Source organism: Cognatundibacterium crateris, from assembly GCF_010078235.1.
In the GTDB taxonomy this organism is placed as follows: domain Bacteria; phylum Pseudomonadota; class Gammaproteobacteria; order Burkholderiales; family Burkholderiaceae_D; genus Undibacterium; species Undibacterium crateris.
The window spans coordinates 246,713-267,138 of the sequence record NZ_JAABOS010000001.1 but is presented as its reverse complement, the minus strand read 5'-3'; the positions used below and the strand labels follow the sequence as shown (position 1 = coordinate 267,138).

Below are 20,426 nucleotides of genomic sequence, written 5' to 3'. Positions count from 1 at the left end.
CACTTCAGCCCTTAATACTCTCAATATTGCTATCCAGGACACATCACTTATATCAGGCGGGCTATTATGCCACCAAGTCGCCGAAAATCATTAAAAAAAGCTAATGCCATCATCGCGCCCAGCAAGGCGATACCAATCGTCTTGGAAATTTCGACTGCGCGCTCTGATAAAGGCTTACCTCTGATGAGTTCCAGCGAATAATACAACAAATGACCACCGTCCAGCATCGGCACAGGCAGTAAATTCATCACACCCAGACTGATACTTACCGCTGCCAGGAATGAAATATAGGTCACTATGCTGATACGTGCGGTTTGTCCTGCATAATCGGCGATCGTAATCGGGCCCGTCACATTACTGAGCGATGCCTGTCCGGTCAGCAGCTTGCCTATCATTTTTAAGTTCAGCCAGGCCGTATCCAGGGTTTTTTCCAGACTTTTAGGAATCGCTGCCAGCGCAGGCAGGCTGACTTCCTTCATTTCAGGCGCAAGGTTCAACTGCACTTTCAGACGCCCGATACGACGGCCATTCACATCGTCAGCCACTGGTGTGGCGCGCAACTCAAGTACCGCCTGTTCACGCAGGACAGTCAGCTGCAGCGCCTGATCCGGGCTTTGATTAACACGCTCAACAAAATCGACGCCATCCAGCAAAGGCCGCCCATTCACACTGAGGATGCGGTCCCCCTCCTTCAAGCCCGCCGCAAAACCCGGACCATCATTGATCACCTGAGTCAGTATGGCTGGCGGCCTTGCCACCGCTAAACCCAATTTAGCCAGAAAATCCTGCTCCAGGTCGTCCGCTTTCAGTGAATACAAAGGCAGATGCAAACGGTAACGCGCTGTGGCACCACCAGCATCAACACGCTGCACCTCAACGCTGGCATCTTGTTTCGCAACAGCAGCCTGCAAAATCAGCCAGTGCACGTCATTCCAGCTCTGCACGGCTTTACCATTAATCGCGAGCACCTGATCTGCATGGCGTAAGCCGGACTGCGCTGCAATCGAGCCAGCATTCGCGATGCGCAGATGCGCTTGCGGCTCTGGTGTGCCATGCACAAACAAACCAAAATACAGCAACAGCGCTAACACAAAATTCGCTGCCGGACCCGCTGCTGCGATAATCATGCGCTTCCAGACCGGCTGACGGGAATAATCCCGCTGACTGTCTTGCTCCGGCGCGCCAGCCTGCAACTCGTCCGGATTACTGCTATCGAGCATACTCACATAACCACCTAGCGGTATCATGGAAATTGCCCACTCAGTCTGATCGGGACCAAAACGGCGCGAAAACAGCACGCGTCCAAAGCCAAACGAGAACCGCAAGACCTTCACACCGCACAAACGCGCAGCCAGATAGTGGCCCAGCTCATGGAAGGTCACCAGGCAGCCTATGGTGATCAGAAACGCTAAGGCATTTTGGGAAAAAATCATCAGTTCACCAACGCCGCAGCAAACCGGCGCGCTTTCGCATCCACCTCAAGAATCGCCGCCAAATCCTGACACTGACTGACTTCTATCGCATCCATGGTTTTAGCGATGATCCGGTCGATATCGCGGAAGCCGGTTTTCTTATCGAGGAAGGCTTGCACAGCAATTTCATTCGCAGCATTCAGCACGGCGGGTGCAGAGCCGCCTGCGCGCAGAGCCTGATACGCAAGTGCCAGGCAAGGGAAACGCTGGAAATCCGCTTGTTCAAAATGCAGTTTCGCTACCTTCACCAGATCCAGCGGCGCTACGCCAGAGTCGATACGCTCAGGATAGGCAAGACCGTAAGCAATCGGCGTACGCATATCAGGATTCCCCATTTGCGCCAGCACTGAGCCATCGTTGTAAGACACCATGGAATGGATCACGCTTTGCGGATGGATCACCACCTCAATATCTTCAGCCGGTGCATTAAACAGCCAGTGCGCCTCTATCACTTCCAGACCCTTGTTCATCATGGTCGCGGAATCGACTGAGATCTTACGTCCCATGACCCAGTTAGGATGCGCCACTGCCTGCTCCGGCGTCACATCGTTCAGGGTCTCGACGGCACGATGCAGGAAAGGACCGCCGGACGCTGTCAATATAATTTTACGCACGCCATGATGTTGCATATTGCCCTGATACTGGCGCGGCAAGCATTGAAAAATCGCATTGTGCTCGCTGTCTATAGGCAGCAGGCTGGCACCGGACTGCGAGATCGCATCCATAAACAGCTGACCGGACATGACCAGCGCCTCTTTATTGGCGAGTAAAACCTTCTTCCCTGCGCGCGCCGCTGCCAGCGATGGCGGCAAGCCAGCGGCACCGACGATGGCCGCCATCACCATATCCACTTCAGGTGCAGAGGCCGCACGGCATAAGGCTTCCGGGCCGAATTCAACTTGTATGCCGCGTAAACCGGCGGTCATCAAACCCTGATGCAAGGCATCTGCAGCCGCCGCTGTACCGACGATAGCGAGTGCCGGCTGAAATACGCGGCATTGCTCCAGCAGCTTATCTACCTGGCTATGTGCGGTCAGCGCATGGACTGCATAACGTTCCGGATGACGTGCGACGACATCCAGGGTTGAGACACCGATGGAACCGGTAGAGCCCAGCACACAAATTTTTTGAGGAGTAGCCATATCAAGCAATAAGCAATATAAAACGAAATCAGTGAGTAATATTTAGGTAAGCGCAAATCAGCGCCACCAAAGGCAGTACCGGAATCAGCGCATCGACCCGATCCAACACGCCACCGTGACCGGGTAAGAGCTGGCTGCTATCTTTCATGCCGGCACGGCGCTTGAGCATAGATTCAAACAAGTCACCCACCACGCTGGCGGCAGAAATCAACAACATCACAACAACAAAGACAGGCACGCCTTTAGCCTGTATTAATTGCGTCGCAAAGGTATCCTGCAAGGCCGGTACAAAAGTCGATGCTGCCGTCAGCACGACCACCGCAATCGCACCGCCTATCGCTCCCTCCCAGGATTTACCCGGCGAGATAGTCGGAGCGAGTTTGCGCTTACCGAAAGCCTTACCTGCGAAATAGGCACCGATATCTGCGATCCAGACGATCGCCATTACCGACAACAAAAATAAGGCAGAGCGCTGATATAACACCGCTATCGCGACAAAACAACCGAACACAACGATGCCATACAAGGTACTCAGTATGCCATTCGAATAGCCAAAATCTTTAGGGAGACCTTTGTACAGCAAAGGCAGCAGGCGCAGCACCCAGAATGCGACACACAGGGCAAACAGCAGGACCGTGGAAAAATCGCGCAGATGAAACAGAATATAGGCAAAAAATGCCGTCCAGACCACGCTCATCGGAATCGGCAGCGGCTTTTTAAACAGGCGCTGGCACTCCCAGATGGCAGCTGCAAAAAATGCAGAAATCACTACTGCAAATAAAATGGGATTACCTAAAAATAAGGTAGGAATCAGTATGGCCAATAAGACCAGTGCAGTGATAATCCGGGTTTTTAACATAGTGAGCTTCGTTAGCATACATCGCTGCGATCAGGCACAACATCGATCAGCAGCACGGAAAAATATGACGCACAAAAAGAAAAGTGACGGTATGGCCTGTTTTCAGAGCTAGGCTGGAAAATCAGGCCAATCCGTCACGATTCCGGTTTACATCGACAAGTACAAATTTCGCTTTGACATGCAAAGGCAGATTTATACCGTCAGTACTTCTTTTTCTTTGTCTGCCAGCAGTTTATCCACTTCAGCGACAAATTTGTCTGTCAGCTTCTGGATATCATCCTGCGCACGGCGCTCATCATCTTCCGAGCACTCTTTTTCTTTGAGCATTTTTTTCAGGGATTCATTGGCATCGCGACGGATATTACGAATCGCAATTTTCGCGCCCTCACCTTCGGTCTTGACCAGCTTGACCATCTCTTTACGACGCTCTTCAGTCAGAGGTGGCGTAGGTACACGGATCATGTCGCCCTGGCTGGATGGATTCAGACCCAGATCGGAATCACGAATCGCTTTTTCTATCGTGCTCAGCATCTTCTTTTCCCAAGGCTGCACACCGATGGTACGCGCATCAATCAGCGTCACATTGGCAACCTGAGTAATATTCGTCGGGGAACCATAATAGTCCACCATGACGTGATCGAGAATACCTGTATGCGCACGACCGGTACGCACCTTACCCAGATCAGCTTTGAGAGTCTCTATCGACTTCTGCATCCTTTGATCGGTATTTTTTTTAATATCTGCTACGGACATACTTACCTCCAAACATCAGTGCGGGAATCATTTGGCATCCCGCACAGGAAATTGATTAATGCAAAAGCCAGAATTATACGTGTACTAATGTGCCTTCGTCTGCCCCCAGAATCACATTCTTTAATGCGCCTGGTTTCACGATAGAAAACACTTTGATCGGCAGCTTCTGGTCGCGGCACAGTGCGAATGCAGTCGCATCCATTACCTGCAGATGACGAGAGATAGCCTCATCAAAAGAAATAGTGGAAAAACGGGTCGCATTCGGATCTTTTTTCGGATCTGCTGTATAGACACCATCAACCTTAGTCGCTTTCAACACGATTTCTGCACCGATTTCGGAACCACGCAGCGCTGCCGCAGTATCTGTGGTAAAGAAAGGATTACCGGTACCGGCCGCAAACACGACGACCTTACCTTCTTCCAGGTATTGCAATGCTTTAGGACGCACATAAGGCTCTACTACCTGCTCGATACCAATCGCAGACATCACGCGAGCAGTCAGGCCCACCTGACGCATTGCATCAGCCAGTGCCAGAGAATTCATGACGGTTGCCAGCATACCCATGTAATCTGCTGTTGCACGATCCATGCCTTGCGCACCAGGTGCCACGCCACGGAAAATATTACCACCACCAATAACGATAGCCAGCTCCACGCCCATGCGCGAAACTTCAGCTACGTCTGCCACCATACGCTCTATCGTTGCACGATTGATACCAAATGGATCATCACCCATCAGGGCTTCGCCGGAGAGCTTCAAGAGCACACGCTTATACGCAGGTTTTGTCATGACAGGACTCCTTCAGAAATTAAAAAATAAAAACAAAATAAACTTGCTGATTTGCTTTGCACACCAGGTAAAACCTGCACTATCAGGATGTACAAGGCAAATTAGCCTGCTTGACGTACGTAATTGCTGAGCTTAAAAAAACGGGCCTTTCGGCCCGTTTTCTTTAATGCCAGATTACGCTTGTTTTGCTGCTGCAACCTGCGCTGCAACTTCAGCTGCGAAATCGTCGACTTTCTTTTCAATGCCTTCACCAACAACAAACATAGTGAATGCTTTGACAGATGCGCCGGATGCTTTGAGCATCTGTTCAACTGTTTGCTTATCGTTTTTAACGAAAGGCTGATTCAACAGAGAAACTTCTTTCAGGAATTTCTGTACCGAACCTTCAACCATTTTCGCTGCGATATCCGCTGGCTTGCCGGATTCTGCTGCTTTTTGTTCTGCAACTGAGCGCTCTTTTTCGATCAGTTCTGCAGGAACCTGTTCTGTAGACAGGGAAACTGGTTTCATCGCAGCGATGTGCATCGCTACATCTTTACCGATTTGCTCTTCTGCTGCGTCAAACTCAACTACAACACCAATACGTGTGCCGTGCAGGTAAGAAGTCAGTTTGGACTGAGTTTCGAAACGTACGAAACGGCGGATAGACATGTTTTCACCGATTTTACCAACCAGTGCTGCACGTACTTCTTCCACTGTTTTGCCATCGAGTGGCAATGCGCCCAATGCTGCAACGTCTGCAGGATTGTGTTCTGCAACCAGTTTGACGCAAGTGTTTGCCAGAGCGATGAAGTCATCGTTCTTAGTCACGAAGTCAGTTTCGCAGTTGATTTCGATCAACGCGCCAACATTGCCGGAGATATAGGAAGCAACAACGCCTTCTGCAGTAATACGGGAAGAAGCTTTAGAAGCTTTGCTACCCAGTTTTACACGCAGAATCTCTTCCGCACGGTCCATATCACCATCAGCCTCTGTCAATGCTTTTTTGCATTCCATCATAGGGGCATCAGTCTTTGCGCGCAGTGCGCCAACCATCGCTGCTGTAATCGCTGCCATGTCATTCTCCTAATTCATTAGTGCCAACGGACACTGATCATCAAATTTAGTTTAAAAAAAAGGGCGAACGATCGTTGCCCCATTTTTTCCCTGATCTGCCGCAACAGATCAGGGTGATTCAGCTGAACAAAATTACGCTTGTTCTACTTCTACGAACTCGTCAGAACCTGGTTTAACAGCTTCCAGAACTTCGTTAACTGCGTTTGCACGGCCTTCCAGGATTGCATCTGCAACGCCACGAGCGTACAGAGCGATTGCTTTGGAAGAGTCATCGTTACCAGGGATAACATAAGTTACGCCTTCTGGGGAGTGGTTAGTATCAACCACGCCGATAACCGGGATACCCAGTTTAGCTGCTTCAGTGATCGCGCCTTTGTGGTAACCAACGTCAACCACGAAAATTGCGTCAGGGATGCCGCCCATATCTTTGATACCGCCGATAGATTTTTGCAGCTTGATCATTTCACGCTGGAACATCAGAGCTTCTTTTTTAGACAGCTTTTCTACGGAGCCGTCTTCGATAGCTACTTCCATTTCTTTCAGACGCTTGATGGATGTTTTGACAGTTTTGAAGTTTGTCAACATACCGCCCAACCAACGCTGATCAACGAAAGGCATACCTGCGCGCTGCGCTTCAGCCGCGATGATTTCACGCGATTGACGCTTAGTACCAACCAGCAGAATTGTGCCGCGGTTAGCGGACAATTGACGGATGTACTTCATCGCTTCCTGGTACATAGACAGAGTCTTTTCCAGGTTGACGATATGAATCTTGTTGCGATGGCCGAAAATGAACGGTGCCATTTTTGGGTTCCAAAAACGGGTTTGGTGACCAAAGTGCACACCAGCTTCCAGCATTTCACGCATTGTTACGGACATAATAACTCCAGGGTTAGGTCTTGAATCCAGTCAGTGATCCAGGTAATACCTGAACACCCTTTCAGACCGGATTCGATTAATAAAAAATGAATAACTTGCACAGATTTTTTTATGCCAATACAAGCTAACCATCTATTCTACTATGAAAACATTGCTTTCCTCAAGCATCCTGTCATCTCAAACAGGACGACAGGGGCGCAGCTCGTCTATAATGAAGCCCCAATGCTTTCTCTGAGGAATGTTTTAAGCATATTTCCAGAGCGCAGCAATCCCAACACTTTTTCAAAATAACAAAAATCCGTATGGACTCCATTTCAATTAAATCCGCCGAAGACATCGCTGGCATGCGCATTGCAGGCAAATTAGCCTCCGAAGTGCTGGATTACATTACGCCTTTCGTCAAACCCGGCGTCACCACCGAAGAATTAGACCGCCTTTGCCATGAATACATGGTGAATGTGCAAGGCACCATCCCGGCACCGCTGAATTACTGCCCGCCCGGCTACACACCTTACCCAAAAGCGATCTGCACCTCCGTCAATGATGTGATTTGCCACGGCATCCCGAATGCCAAGGCGCTCAAAAACGGCGACGTGGTCAATCTTGACATCACCGTCATCAAGGACGGCTACCACGGCGACACCAGCCGTATGTTTTTCATCGGCGAACCGTCTATCCTGGCGCGACGCCTGTCACAGATCACCTATGAATGCCTGTGGATAGGCATCGCCAAGGTCAAGCCCGGCGTCCATCTGGGCGATATCGGCTATGCGATACAACAGCACGCAGAAAAAGCTGGCTACAGCGTAGTCCGTGAATTCTGCGGCCACGGCATAGGCAAGGTCTTTCATGAAGCGCCACAAGTTATGCACTACGGCAAACCTGGCACCATGGAAAAACTGGAAGCCGGCATGATCTTCACGATAGAACCGATGATTAATGCGGGCAAAAAAGAAATCAAAGCGATGCCAGACGGCTGGACCATCAAAACCAAGGACCGCAGCCTGTCAGCACAATGGGAACACACCATACTAGTGACTGAAACCGGCTTTGAAGTACTGACTATGTCTGAAGGCTATCCAGCGCTGCCGGATTTCATCAAACTGGCCTGAGACCCCGACGATGAGCACTCCTATGCTGGCATTCAAGGACAAACTGAAAAGCGCTCAGGCGGAAGTCATACAGCGCTTTAAAGAGCAGGAAAAAGCAGAGCAGCTACTGCAGGATCTGTGTAAAAACGTAGACCAGACCCTGACTGAAATCTGGCGTCATTTTGCCCTACCCAAGGAATGCTCATTAGTCGCCGTCGGCGGTTATGGTCGTGGCGAACTATTCCCTTACTCCGATGTGGATGTACTGATACTGCTGCAAACCCAGCCCGACAGTGCACTCAAAGAGAAACTGGAAAACCTGGTGCAATTGCTGTGGGATATAGGCCTGGATATAGGGCACAGCATACGTACCGTCGAAGAGTGCCTGCAAGAGTCAGCCGCCGATATCACCGTGCAAACCAGCCTGCTGGAAGCCAGACTGGTGACCGGCAGCCGGAAATTATTCCGCGCCTTACAGCAGGATTATCTGGCGGCGATGCAGCCGCAAAAGTTTTTTCAGGCCAAACTGCTGGAACTGCAGCAGCGCCACGTGAAATATGAAGATACGCCTTACAGCCTGGAACCGAACTGCAAGGAAAGCCCGGGCGGCCTGCGTGATTTACAGGTCATACTTTGGGTGGCAAAAGCCGCCAATCTGGGCAATTCCTGGCATGAACTGGCTAAGCGGGGTCTGATTACCGATACCGAAGCACGTCAGTTGAAGCGCAATGAACGCGCCTTCAAAGACATACGCATACGTCTGCACTTGCACGCCAGACGGCGCGAAGACCGCCTGATTTTCGATATACAGGCACCGATCGCGGAAAGCTTTGGCTTTAAAACCACGGAATCACGCCGCGCCAGCGAATACCTGATGCAGCGTTACTATTGGGCAGCCAAGGCAGTCACGCAACTGAACCAGATTTTGCTGCAAAACATAGAAGCCGTGCTATTCCCGCAAGACAGCACTGCAAGGCCCATCCATGCGCGCTTTAATGAAGTCAATGGCTTCATCGATATCGCGGCGGACGACACCTTTGAATCGCATCCTTCTGCGGTGCTGGAAGTGTTTTTAGTGCTCGCCCAGCACAGCGAGCTCAAGGGCATGACTGCGCGCACCCTGCGTGCGCTATGGCATGCGCGTTTGCTGATGGATGCAGAATTCCGCCACAATATTTTCAACCGCGCACTGTTTTTACAGATCCTGCAATCGCCGCGTGGCATCACCCATGCGCTGCGCCGCATGAATCAAATGAGCATATTGGGCCGTTACCTGCCCAACTTCCGGCGCATCATAGGCCAGATGCAGCATGACTTATTTCACGCCTATACGGTGGATCAGCACATCCTGATGGTGGTACGCAATCTGCGCCGCTTCACCATGCCAGAACATGCGCATGAATACCCTTTCTGCAGCCAGTTAATGGCGAATTTCAATGAACCCTGGGTGCTCTACATCGCTGCCCTGTTCCATGATATTGCCAAGGGACGCGGCGGCGATCACTCGGTGCTTGGCATGGCCGATGCCAAGAAGTTCTGTTACGACCATGGTTTAACACGCGCCAATACCGAGCTTGTGGTCTTCCTGGTGCAAAATCATCTGACCATGTCTCAGGTCGCGCAAAAACAGGATTTATCCGATCCCGACGTGGTGCAGCAATTCGCCAGTCTGGTCAAGGATGAGCGCCATCTGACCGCACTGTATCTGCTGACCGTCTGCGATATCCGTGGCACCAGCCCGAAAGTGTGGAATGCCTGGAAAGGCAAGCTGCTGGAAGATTTATACAAAATGACCTTGCGTGTATTGGGTGGCGAAATGCCATCGAAAGACCGCGAACTCAAAAACCGCCAGGAAGATGCGCTCAAAGCCTTGCGTTTGGCGGGTATCGCACCGAACGCACACGAAGAATTCTGGAAGCAGCTCGATGTCGCTTATTTCCTGCGCCATGACGCCTCAGACATCGCCTGGCAAACCCGGGTACTGCATGATAAAACCCATGCCAGCCATCCCGTCGTCAAATGCAGACTGTCACCGATAGGCGAAGGCTTACAGGTCACGGTCTATGTCAAGGATCAGGCGGATCTGTTTGCGCGCATCTGCAATTATTTTGATGGCAAAAATTTCGGCATTCTGGATGCCAAAATTCATACCTGCAGCAATGGCTATGCGCTCGATACCTTCCTGGTCATCGAACCCAGCTTTGCCAATCAATACCGCGACATCATTAACCTGATCGAGCATGAACTCAGTGAAATTCTGACCCTTCAGACACCGCTGTCAGCGCCGAACCGCGGACGCTTATCGAGAATGTCGCGCAGCTTCCCGATCACGCCCAGCGTGGATTTGCGCCCTGATGATAAGGGACAGTATTACCTGCTATCGATATCGGCCAATGACAGAAATGGTCTCTTGTACGCGATTGCGAATGTACTCACCAAGTACAAAATCAATCTGCATACCGCTAAGATCATGACTCTGGGCGAACGGGTGGAAGACGTATTCATCGTTGATGGCGCAGCCTTACAAGGCGCCAAAACCCAGATCCAGTTTGAGGCTGAATTGCTGGATGCGCTGCGTATCTGAGGCATTTCAGCCGGATCTGCGCGGCACTCCGTTACAATGCGGGACCGACGAATATCAGCAACTCAATTAGCCAAGCTGAGCTAAACCAAGCCACGACAAGCTAACTTAAACAAATATAAGTAACTACCAGCCACTATAAGCAACACATGACAGACTTAATCAGATTATCAAAACGCATGTCCGAGCTCGGACTTTGTTCACGCCGCGAAGCCGATGAATGGATCGCCAAGGGCTGGGTCCGGGTCGATGGCAAAATCGTGTCCGAACTCGGTAGTAAAGTTTTACCTCATCAAAAAGTCAGCGTAGAACGCCAGGCCGCCGCCGAGCAATCCAAGCGCGTCACCATCTTAATCAATAAGCCGGTAGGCTATGTCAGTGGACAGGCGGAAGATGGCTACACGCCTGCAGTCGGGCTGATCAAGCCAGAAAACCGCTGGAGCGAAGACACGGTCGACACCGTGTTCCACCCTACCCAGCTGCGCAGCCTGGTGCCCGCCGGCCGCCTGGATATCGACTCCGTCGGCTTACTGGTATTGACGCAGGATGGCCGTATCGCCAAGCACCTGATCGGTGAAACCACGGTCGTGGAAAAAGAGTACCTGGTACGCGTACAGTACAGCAAACCAGGTCGCCTGCCAGCCGAAGACTTGAAGCGCCTGAACCATGGCTTGTCGCTGGACGGCAAAAAGCTGTTACCTGCGAAGGTCAGCTGGCAAAATGAAGATCAGCTCAATTTCATCCTGAAAGAAGGTAAAAAACGCCAGATTCGCCGCATGTGCGAAATGGTCGGTCTGCGTGTACTGGGTCTGAAACGGGTACGCATCGGTAAAGTCAAACTCGGCAAATTACCTGAAGGCCAATGGCGCTATCTGCGCGAAGATGAGGTTTTCTGATCAGCCGTCCAACACGTTCATGTGTTTAAGCTGTGTAGGGCGCATCGCGATGCGCCGCATTTAACTTTCAATCATAGCGATCCATTCAGTGCGGCTTCTTCAATCGGGTCGCAGATTATTCCTGCTGGACCTCGCATCGCTTGGCAGAAGCAAGCGTTTATCCTCACCATTGGGCAGGCGGCGTTTTGATCAGTCTTGATGATAATAGCGATTCCATGCGGCGCATCATGATGCGCCCTACCCGCTCTGAAAAAGTGATGTCGCATTTGATGTTTGGTTTGTTGGCATTGACGGCAGATCAGTTGATGCGCTTATTCACGTAACAGGAGTTGCTGTCAAAGAGCAGTAAAAACAAGGTTATCCAACGTTCATTGGAGCCGTGATGGTTACATAGGAATTGACACGCCATAAAGCGATGAAACAGCACAAATTCATGTCACAAGTGCTGTTTCAAACAAGGAAACCACTTGCGGTAGTGCTCTCAGCTATGCGCGACTTTACTGGCTTGGGTATTTTGCAAGAAGCTCATATGTTTTTCTTAAAGTTTAGATGCAAAAAATGCAAAAATTAGGAAGGTAAAACCCCATAACATGGCACCAATCCGCCAATTCCATTGATCAAGTATCCAACACCTATTACCTCTCAAACGACTCTTCTTTACTGGAATTTCAATATTAATATTCGATACCAAATACCGGAATTCTTTTATGGAAACCGACTGACCATCATGCCCGGCAACACGGCAAGAAAAGCCTTCTTTTCCTATAGCCAGTACCCTATCCACTTCAACACGATCACCTTGTGAACCATAGACTTCACCATTCACATATTGAAGACTAGCCATCACCTGCTCAGAGGAGGCTGTTTCTACGATAGAAAAAAGGTTGTACGACAATAGGAAACACCCGAATCCCGCGAGAGAAAAAACCAATAGCATGCGTAGTATTTTGTACATTTATCACAGTAACGCTTTATAGATGTCACTCTTTTTTCAAAGAATCTTGAGATTAGATTGGCTTTTAATGTCTTTCGCCAGACACTTTGCCCCACCCGCCTTCGCAATAATGCCTGCTTTCCCCTCATTTATTCGCTGCCATCCTCACCGGACCCACTCGCACTGTCGATCAGCATTTGTGCCTGCAGTTCAGGCATTTGCTCAACTTGCTTGAGCTTGCGGGTCATCTGACGGGTTCTGACTTCGGCCTGGTCGATGTTTTTGGCGGCGCGCTCCAGTGTGGATTTGGTGGCTGCCAGCACTTCACCGAATTTACCGAATTCCGTTTTGACAGCGCCCAGCACTTGCCATACTTCGGAAGAGCGTTTTTCCAATATCAATGTGCGGAAGCCCATCTGCAGGCTGTTCAGCAAAGCAGATAAAGTCGATGGCCCGGCCACAGAAACGCGGAAACTGCGCTGCAAATCATCGGCCAGTCCGGGTCGGCGCATGACTTCGGCATACAAGCCCTCGGTCGGTAAAAACAGGATGGCGAAATCGGTCGTCAAAGGGGGGGATACGTATTTCTCAGCAATGGTCCTGGCTTCATTGCGTATGCTGCGCTCCAGCTCTTTACCAGCCAGCGCCACGCCTTCTGCATCGGCACGTTCGGCGGCATCTAACAGACGCTCGTATTGCTCTTTGGGGAATTTGGCATCGATAGGCATCCATACCGGCGCCCTGCCGTCTTCTTTGCCTGGCAGCTTGACGGCAAATTCAACCCGCTCGCCGGACCCCGGCACGGTTTCTACATTCTTCGCATACTGATCAGGCGTCAGCATCTGTTCCAGCACCATTTCCAGCTGCACTTCGCCCCAGGTGCCACGGGTTTTGACATTGGTCAGCACCCGTTTCAAGTCACCCACACCGATCGCCAGTTGCTGCATTTCGCCCAGACCCTGATGCACTTTTTCCAGACGATCAGAAACCAGCTTAAACGACTCACCCAGCCTTTGCTCCAGCGTGGCATGCAGTTTTTCATCCACGGTTTTGCGCATTTCTTCAAGTTTGCCGCTGTTTTCCGCCTGTAGTTGCTGGATTTTCTGTTCCAGCGTGCTGCGGATTTCCTGCATGCGCTGTGCATTTGATTCGGTCAGCTGGTCGATGCGCTGCGATAAAGTATCGGCCATTTGTTTCAGGCTGGCGGTCTGTTCTTCGCGCCCGCCCTGGCTTTGCAGCAGCATGGTTTGACGTAATTGCTCCAGTTGCTGCGCGAAACTGTCCAGCTGCCCTTTTTGCAAACCCGCGCCCTGCGCCAGTTGCTGTACCAAAGCCTGCTGCAGCCGCGCCAGATTACTGCCCATTTCCTGGCGTCCTGCCAGCGCAGTGGACTGCAATTGCTCGCGCAGTGAGCGTTCTGTTCTTTCCTGACTTTGCAACTGCTGTAACTGCGCCTGCTGCAAATATGCCTGCAAGGCTTGCAGCTCCGTGCCCAGCGTTGCATTACCGGCCTTGCCCTGTCTGAGCAAGAGTAAAATCAGCAAGCCCAGCACGCATAACAAGCCGAGTAAGAGCGCCCAATCCATCCACACCATTGTTGTCATAGGCCTTATCCGGGTGTATTCCGCATCCAGTCGGCGGTCTGAAAGAAGGAATTCATCAAGTGCAGTTGCAGCTCTTCAGCGATGCCTACATCCTGCATCGCCCAGGCCATACAACGCAGCCACTGATCACGTTCACTGACGCCGATAGCGAATGGCAAATGGCGCGCACGCAGACGCGGATGACCAAACTGACTGATATACAAATCCGGGCCGCCCATCCAGCCCGATAAGAACCAGAATAATTTGTCGCGCGAACTATCGGTCGGAGTCGGATGCATGGCGCGTATGCCTGCAAATTCCGGCTCCAGCTCCATCAGGTCATAAAAGCGGTCGACCATTTGCCGCAGCGGCTCAGCACCGCCTATGCGTTGATACAGGCTGATGGTCTGTTCTTCTTGCGCATCATCTTGCCTATCATCTTGTTGATGACTATTTTGTTCTGTTGCCATACTTCTTTTTTGACTTTTTAAAGGTTGATTCTTTGCGATACAGTTCAGGATTCACGCAAGCTGATGATGGGTGCCTGCCTGAGTACATGGCGTAAGCCCAGCCAGCCGCCGGTCACAGCACAGCCCGCACCTAAGGCTGCACCGGCCAGCCAGACCCAGGGCGAGAATTGCCACTCAAACTGAAAACTATAGGTTGCCAGCGTCCAGCCTATCGCCGTTGCACCTGCCGCCGCCAACACACCAGCCAGACTACCGATGAGTAAAAACTCTATCCACTGCGCACGTGACAATTGCTGACGCGTCGCCCCCAAAGCACGCAGTAATGCGGCTTCGCGCATACGTACATCCTGCGTACCGGCTAAGGCGGCATACAAAACCAGCACGCCCGCCAATAAGGTGAAGGCAAACAGGAATTCCACGGCTGTCACCACCTGATCAAGCACAGCCTGCAATTGCCGTATCATGGCGCCCACATCGACGATGGTCAGATTCGGGAATTGCGCCGTCATCTTCTGTATCAGGCCCTGATCGGATGGTGGCAAATGGAAAGCAGTAATCCAGGTCTGCGGCATATCCTGCATGGCGGATGGATTGATGATGACAAAAAAGTTGACCCGCATCGAACCCCAGTCCAGCTTGCGCAGGCTGGTCACGGTCACAGTCGTTTGCTGACCTGCCACATCAAAGCTCAGCTGATCGCCGAGTTTCAGGCGCAGAGTTTTGGCTATGCCTTCTTCAACCGACGCTTCAGCGACATTCGCTTTAGATGCATCAAACCACTGACCCGCCGTGATCTTATTGAGTTCCGGCAGATCATCCATGGTCGACAAATTGAACTCTCTGTCCACCAGGCGTTTGGCCTGATCCTGTTCAAAAGTTTCAGCGGTGACTGCCTGCTGGTTAATCGCGACCAAGCGGCCGCGTATCATGGGATAAAAACGCGGTGCCGAGTAAGGCTGCAGCAAGGCGGCGACAGACTCGCGCTGATCGGGCTGGATATTGATTACGAATTGATTCGGTGCGTCAGCCGGTGTGGATTTTTTCCAGGCGGAGACCAGATCGGAGCGTATCACGGTCAGCAATAACAAGGCCATCAGGCCCAGTGCCAATGCCACCACCTGGATTACGCTGGCGCCCGGGCGGCGCTGCAAGGCACTCACGGCAAAGCGCCAGGAAGCTGAGCTAAACAGATTGCGTGCAGGCTTTAATGCACTCACGCTGCCCCAGGCAATCAGCGCAAACAGCGCCAGACCAATCGCATAACCGGCGCTGGTCAGCAAGCCCAGCTTGATATCGCCGGTCTGCCACAGCAATAAGCCGACAAACATGAGCAGACCACACAGATAACTGAACCAGGTCACAGGCTGCGGCGCATCCTGATCACGCCGTATCACGCGGTTATGCGGAATATTCCGCAATTGCAGTACCGGCGGCAAAGCAAAGCCCAGCAACAACACCAGCCCGGTCGCAACGCCCTGCACGGCGGGCAGCAGACTTGCTGCTGGCAGATTTTTCGCGACCAGTGCACCCAGCCACTCCAGTAATACATAATGACTCAGGAAGCCGAGCAAAATACCGGCCAGACTACCGGCGATACCGACTAACAAAAACTCAATCAAATACAGCCAGGTCACCTGAGTCTGGGTCAGTCCCAGGCAACGCAGCATGGCGCAGGCATCCAAATGACGCAACATAAAGCGGCGTGCGGCCATCGCAATCGCCACCGCCGCCAGCATGGCGGACAAGAGACTGACCAGCGACAAAAACTGTTCGGCACGGTCCAGAGTCGCGCGCATTTCCGGGCGTCCGCTATCCAGCGATTCCAGCCGTATGCCTTTGAGTGCCTGCTGTTCAATACGGTTTTTCAGGGTTTGCTGAAAAGCCTGGATGGCCGATTTGTCCCCCGCCAGCAGCAGACGATAGGTTACGCGTGAGCCATCCTGAATCAGACCGGTGGCCGCCAGATCAGGCAAGGCGATCATCACACGCGGTGCGAAATTCATGAAACCGGCGCCACGGTCAGGTTCATCGCCGATCAGATTTGCTACCTTGAATTCCTTTTCACCCAGTCGCAGCAAGGATCCTGGCTGCACACGCAGCGCGGTCTGCACGGCAGGGTCTATCCAAACTGTCCCGCCGGTCGGGATGGTGCTGGTCGCGACTTCGCGCTCACCCTGAAGCAGCTTCATCTGCCCACGCAAGGGATAGCCAGCGCTGACCGCCTTGAGCGACACCAGACGCGTCGCGAGCTGATCGCCCTGGCCGCTGATCGCCATACTTGGAAACACCACGGTTTCAGCCAGCTGCAAGCCTTGTTGACTGGCTTCCGCCTTCCAGCTGGCGGGAACAGGCTGATCAGCGCTGACCAGTAAATCCGCGCCCAGCAACTGATGCGCATCTCTGGCCAGTCCATTGCGCATGCGATCGGTGAAGAAACCGACTGCACTCAGCGCGCCAACTGCGATCATCAATGCCACCAGCAAGAAGCGCAATTCGCCCGCGCGCCAGTCTCGTAAAGTCATACGCCAGGAGATCAACCACATACCTATGTCCTATCTATGCTGTTTATGCTATCCATGCCTGGTGCCGGGCTCAATGCTGGCTACAGCAGCTCAGAATGCGTTAAGCGCCTGACTGAAGTCCGCCAGCAAATCGTCGCGATCCTCGATACCGACCGAAACACGGATCAGTGAATCAGCGATGCCCATTTCTGCACGGCGAGCCGGGCCCATTTCAAAGAAAATGGTGTGTGCTACCGCAATAATCAAGGTCCGGGTATCGCCTAAATGGGTCGCATGGATCGCCAGTTTCAAATGCTGCAGGAAATCGAAGCAGTCGATTTCTGGCTTGAGTTCGAAACTGAGTAAGGCGCCATAAGCACGGAACAATTCAGTAGCCAGCGCGTGCTGGGGATGGCTGGGCAGACCGGGATAGTGCACCACCGCGACCCGCTCATCCTGGTGCAGTAAGGTCGCCAGCGCCAGTGCATTCGCCGATTCACGCTCCATGCGTAAGGCCAGGGTTTCTGCACCGACGGCGATCTGATGCGCCGCATCAGGGGACAAGCTGGCGCCAAAATCACGCAAGGCCTTGGCGCGAATTTGCGACATGCCCTGCATGGTGGACGCCTGCTGGCGGAAATTATCGGCAATATTCGGATAGCTGGCCCAGTCAAACAGACCGGTATCACTGATCGCACCACCCAGTACATTGCCATGTCCGGCGATAGACTTGGTGAGCGAGTTAATCACCAGCCCGGCACCCACCGCTTTGGGACGGAATAAATACGGTGAGGTCATGGTGTTATCGACCACGAACAGAATGCCACGCGCACGGCATAATTCACCGATGCGGCGCAAATCAGCAATCTGAGTACGCGGATTGGCGATGGTTTCGACAAACACCATGCGGGTTTCCGGACGCAAGGCGGCTTCAACCTGCGCGACATCAGTCGCATCCACCATCGATACCTGTATGCCTTGCTGGGCCGTGGTTTGCCACACGCTGTTGGTATTCCCGAACAGGAAAACCGAAGACACCACATGGTCGCCCTGACGCAATAAGGCCTGGAACACCGCGCCGATTGCTGCCATGCCAGTCGCGAAGCAAATGCTGGACACCGCATCTTCCATCTTGCTGATTTTTTCTTCTAAGGCGGCGACCGTAGGATTACCCTGACGGCCATAGCGATAACCGGATTGCTTACCCTGAAATACAGCAGCCAGCTCTCGCGCATCGCTGTAGCCATACATGACGGCGTTATGCACGGGCTTATGCACTGAGCCGTGCTCTATGCTTTTTTGTCTGTCGTTATGCAGGATGGTGGTGGTAAATCCGTAATTGGCTAGATTGCTCATTCTTGACTCTGTTTCGGTTGCGGTCGGCGTTGATTTGAGCCGTCTGACTACACAGCGTGTGCAGCAAACGGCATAAAAGCGGTGTTCCAGACGTGCAGTGTACCGCATTGCCCAGCCCCTTACTATTCCGGCCCAGGATGGCGCACGACTTTTGACCGTATTCCGCCTGTGCGCTGACTTTAATCAGGCCGAAAGCGCAAAACAAAGGCTGGCAGGCAATTCAGCAGCCGCACCAGCCAGGCCAGGCGTCTTGGAAAGACCAGAGTCGCCTGTTTGCTGGCGATCGCTTGCAATATGCGGCTGGCAGCTTGCTGCTCTGAGCTCAGAAAAGGCTTATGACTGGCATCGCCCTGATTCAGATCGCGCAATTTCTGGGTATCGATATAACCGGGGATGATGGTGGTCACCTGCACCCCGAACGGTGCACAGGCACGACGGTAAGTATCGGCCAGCTGTATCACACTGCGCTTGGTCGCGGCATACACCGAAGCACCCGGATAGTCTTGCATCAGCCCAGCAATCGACGCGATTGCCACCAGTTGCCCGCGTCCCTGACGCATCATCAGCCCAGACGCCGCCTGAAATGCATGTACCAGGCCACTGACATTGGTGGCCAGCATGTGTTCAGTCTGTTCCAGGCTGAGCGCCTGTCGCCGTGAATTAACGTAGCTGCCGGCACTGACAATCAGCAGATCCAGCCCGGTTGCGGCGAATCCGCTGATCGCGGCACGTACTGCCACCGCATCAGCGATATCCAGCTGCAAATACTGCAAGCCCGGATACTGCTGCAATGCCTGAGGGCTCAGCCGTTCAGGATTCCTGCCTGCTACCGTGACCTGATGTCCGGCCTGCAAATAAGCTTGTGCCAGCGCCCAGCCCAGGCCTGAAGTCCCGCCAATAATCAGTATTTGTTGACTGTGTTGATTCATCTGATCAGCCCTCATGCGGCATTCAGGCTGGCCTCGACACCCAGTGCCAGACAAGCGCGCTGATAGCCGTAATCCCACTGCAATTGCAGCATTTTCCGGAATTGTGGGTAGGTGGCAGGCATCACCAGTTCAATGCGGTTGGCGCGCCAGTTAATGCGTTTGCCTATCTGGTGTTTTGTCAAAGCACTGGTCATATCGGCGGTATCGACCCAGTAATCGGCAAACTGTTGATTCACCTGGCGGATACGCTGATTGCCATCAAACCCAAGCACTGCGCGCACCGCAGGCAAACCCAGCAACCGGTCATAAGGCGCTTTACGCTCCATCACCACCTGCGTAGCGAGGCGGCTGGCCATTTCCAGCGGAAATAAATCCACCACACCGCCTATATACGCCTGCCCTGCCACTTCATGGCAACGGAAGTAATACATATCTGAAATTGAGGCGCGTACTGCATCCGCTAACGCGACACCACTTTGCACATTAATTTGCGGCGCGATACGCGACCCCGGAAAATGCACGGGTGCCAGAGGCGACACCATCCCGTCTAAGGCCGCCGCCAGCACACCTTCTGCAAACACGGTTTCTTCAAACCAGGGCCCGCCTATGCGGCTGCCTGCTGCCGCAGACGGATACAGCATGCGGCCCGCAATAATCGCTAAATCAGGTGCACCAGCGTAGGACTGTGGCTCAGGCAAAGGCAGTAACGGCGGGACTTCAAACAGATAATCCTGATACAGATCGGGCGCAGTCTGCATAAAGCGTGACCACAAGGCGCGTTGGCCCAGGTCCTTTAAAGTGGTACTCAGCTTTTTTTGCGGATTCGAACCCAGGCCGCACCAGTATGCATACATTTGTGGTGAGCTCAGGAATTCGAATCTGGATGTATTGTCCGGCAGGTTCCGTATCACCGCCGCCGCGATCGCCGCACCACAACTGGCCACCAGCACATCAGGCGCACGCTGATGCTGCTCCAATGCCGCCATCATGCCCAGATAATAGCCAAAGCGAAAACCGCCACCCGCCATCACCAGACAACGCTGGTAAGGCTTGGCCGCAGTGGCTTGCGCCACCGTGCTCATGCTAAGATGCTCAGCCCTTGCGCTGTCTTTTTTTATTTTTTGCTGCATAGCC

General features: G+C 52.6%; 18 protein-coding genes. 4 read left to right on the top strand and 14 right to left on the bottom strand.

Annotated elements, in window-relative coordinates; translation table 11 throughout:
- Positions 1–47: 47 nt before the first annotated feature.
- The 7 genes from rseP to rpsB all read right to left on the bottom strand — a co-directional run bounded on the left by rseP (position 48) and on the right by rpsB (position 6,951).
- On the bottom strand, positions 48–1,433 hold the full coding sequence (gene rseP, locus EYB48_RS01150) for an RIP metalloprotease RseP (RefSeq protein ID WP_162018445.1): 1,386 nt from the start codon (positions 1,431–1,433) through the stop codon (positions 48–50).
- Positions 1,433–2,614 (bottom strand): 1-deoxy-D-xylulose-5-phosphate reductoisomerase, encoded by a 1,182-nt coding sequence (gene ispC, locus EYB48_RS01145; RefSeq protein WP_162018444.1) that lies wholly within the window; start codon positions 2,612–2,614, stop codon positions 1,433–1,435. The genes rseP and ispC overlap by 1 nt, the downstream gene beginning before the upstream one ends.
- A gap of 28 nt (positions 2,615–2,642) precedes the next feature.
- A complete protein-coding gene (locus tag EYB48_RS01140) occupies positions 2,643–3,473 on the bottom strand; it encodes a phosphatidate cytidylyltransferase (protein WP_162018831.1) in 831 nt (276 codons plus the stop codon).
- Between the two features lie 192 nt (positions 3,474–3,665).
- On the bottom strand, positions 3,666–4,226 hold the full coding sequence (gene frr / locus EYB48_RS01135) for a ribosome recycling factor (RefSeq protein ID WP_162018443.1): 561 nt from the start codon (positions 4,224–4,226) through the stop codon (positions 3,666–3,668).
- A 73-nt stretch (positions 4,227–4,299) separates the two neighbouring features.
- Complete coding sequence (gene pyrH / locus EYB48_RS01130; protein ID WP_162018442.1) at positions 4,300–5,016, bottom strand: UMP kinase; 717 nt, start codon at positions 5,014–5,016, stop codon at positions 4,300–4,302.
- A 174-nt stretch (positions 5,017–5,190) separates the two neighbouring features.
- On the bottom strand, positions 5,191–6,072 hold the full coding sequence (gene tsf / locus EYB48_RS01125; RefSeq protein ID WP_162018441.1) for a translation elongation factor Ts: 882 nt from the start codon (positions 6,070–6,072) through the stop codon (positions 5,191–5,193).
- A gap of 132 nt (positions 6,073–6,204) precedes the next feature.
- Positions 6,205–6,951: a 30S ribosomal protein S2 gene (gene rpsB / locus EYB48_RS01120; RefSeq protein ID WP_162018440.1), complete on the bottom strand. Its 747-nt coding sequence runs from the start codon at positions 6,949–6,951 to the stop codon at positions 6,205–6,207.
- Positions 6,952–7,202: 251 nt separating this feature from the next.
- Here rpsB and map point away from each other — a divergent pair, with 251 nt between their 5' ends.
- The 4 genes from map (at position 7,203) to EYB48_RS01100 (ending at position 11,842) form a co-directional block, all read left to right on the top strand.
- Positions 7,203–8,063, top strand: a complete 861-nt coding sequence (gene map, locus EYB48_RS01115) for a type I methionyl aminopeptidase (RefSeq protein ID WP_328823225.1) — start codon at positions 7,203–7,205, stop codon at positions 8,061–8,063.
- Positions 8,064–8,073: 10 nt separating this feature from the next.
- Positions 8,074–10,626 carry a [protein-PII] uridylyltransferase gene (locus EYB48_RS01110; RefSeq protein WP_162018438.1) on the top strand — a complete coding sequence of 851 codons (2,553 nt, stop codon included), beginning with the start codon at positions 8,074–8,076 and terminating at the stop codon, positions 10,624–10,626.
- 146 nt (positions 10,627–10,772) lie between these two features.
- Positions 10,773–11,519, top strand: a complete 747-nt coding sequence (locus EYB48_RS01105) for a pseudouridine synthase (protein ID WP_162018437.1) — start codon at positions 10,773–10,775, stop codon at positions 11,517–11,519.
- 185 nt (positions 11,520–11,704) lie between these two features.
- Positions 11,705–11,842, top strand: coding sequence for a hypothetical protein (locus tag EYB48_RS01100; protein WP_162018244.1), 138 nt, complete (start codon positions 11,705–11,707; stop codon positions 11,840–11,842).
- A 215-nt stretch (positions 11,843–12,057) separates the two neighbouring features.
- Here the strand turns inward: EYB48_RS01100 and EYB48_RS01095 are convergent, their stop codons facing one another.
- From EYB48_RS01095 to EYB48_RS01065, 7 genes are all read right to left on the bottom strand, one after another.
- Positions 12,058–12,363, bottom strand: coding sequence for a hypothetical protein (locus EYB48_RS01095; protein ID WP_162018436.1), 306 nt, complete (start codon positions 12,361–12,363; stop codon positions 12,058–12,060).
- Between the two features lie 239 nt (positions 12,364–12,602).
- Complete coding sequence (locus tag EYB48_RS01090) at positions 12,603–14,048, bottom strand: DNA recombination protein RmuC (protein WP_408058248.1); 1,446 nt, start codon at positions 14,046–14,048, stop codon at positions 12,603–12,605.
- Between the two features lie 14 nt (positions 14,049–14,062).
- Positions 14,063–14,506: a group II truncated hemoglobin gene (locus tag EYB48_RS01085; RefSeq protein WP_162018434.1), complete on the bottom strand. Its 444-nt coding sequence runs from the start codon at positions 14,504–14,506 to the stop codon at positions 14,063–14,065.
- Positions 14,507–14,550: 44 nt separating this feature from the next.
- The gene (locus EYB48_RS01080) at positions 14,551–17,049 is read right to left on the bottom strand and encodes an ABC transporter permease (protein ID WP_162018433.1); all 2,499 of its coding nucleotides are present in this window, start codon (positions 17,047–17,049) and stop codon (positions 14,551–14,553) included.
- 69 nt (positions 17,050–17,118) lie between these two features.
- The gene (locus EYB48_RS01075) at positions 17,119–18,363 is read right to left on the bottom strand and encodes a cystathionine gamma-synthase family protein (RefSeq protein WP_162018432.1); all 1,245 of its coding nucleotides are present in this window, start codon (positions 18,361–18,363) and stop codon (positions 17,119–17,121) included.
- Positions 18,364–18,542: 179 nt separating this feature from the next.
- Positions 18,543–19,292, bottom strand: coding sequence for an SDR family NAD(P)-dependent oxidoreductase (locus EYB48_RS01070; protein WP_162018431.1), 750 nt, complete (start codon positions 19,290–19,292; stop codon positions 18,543–18,545).
- Positions 19,293–19,303: 11 nt separating this feature from the next.
- Positions 19,304–20,422 (bottom strand): patatin-like phospholipase family protein, encoded by a 1,119-nt coding sequence (locus tag EYB48_RS01065; RefSeq protein ID WP_162018430.1) that lies wholly within the window; start codon positions 20,420–20,422, stop codon positions 19,304–19,306.
- Between the last annotated feature and the right edge of the window lie 4 nt (positions 20,423–20,426).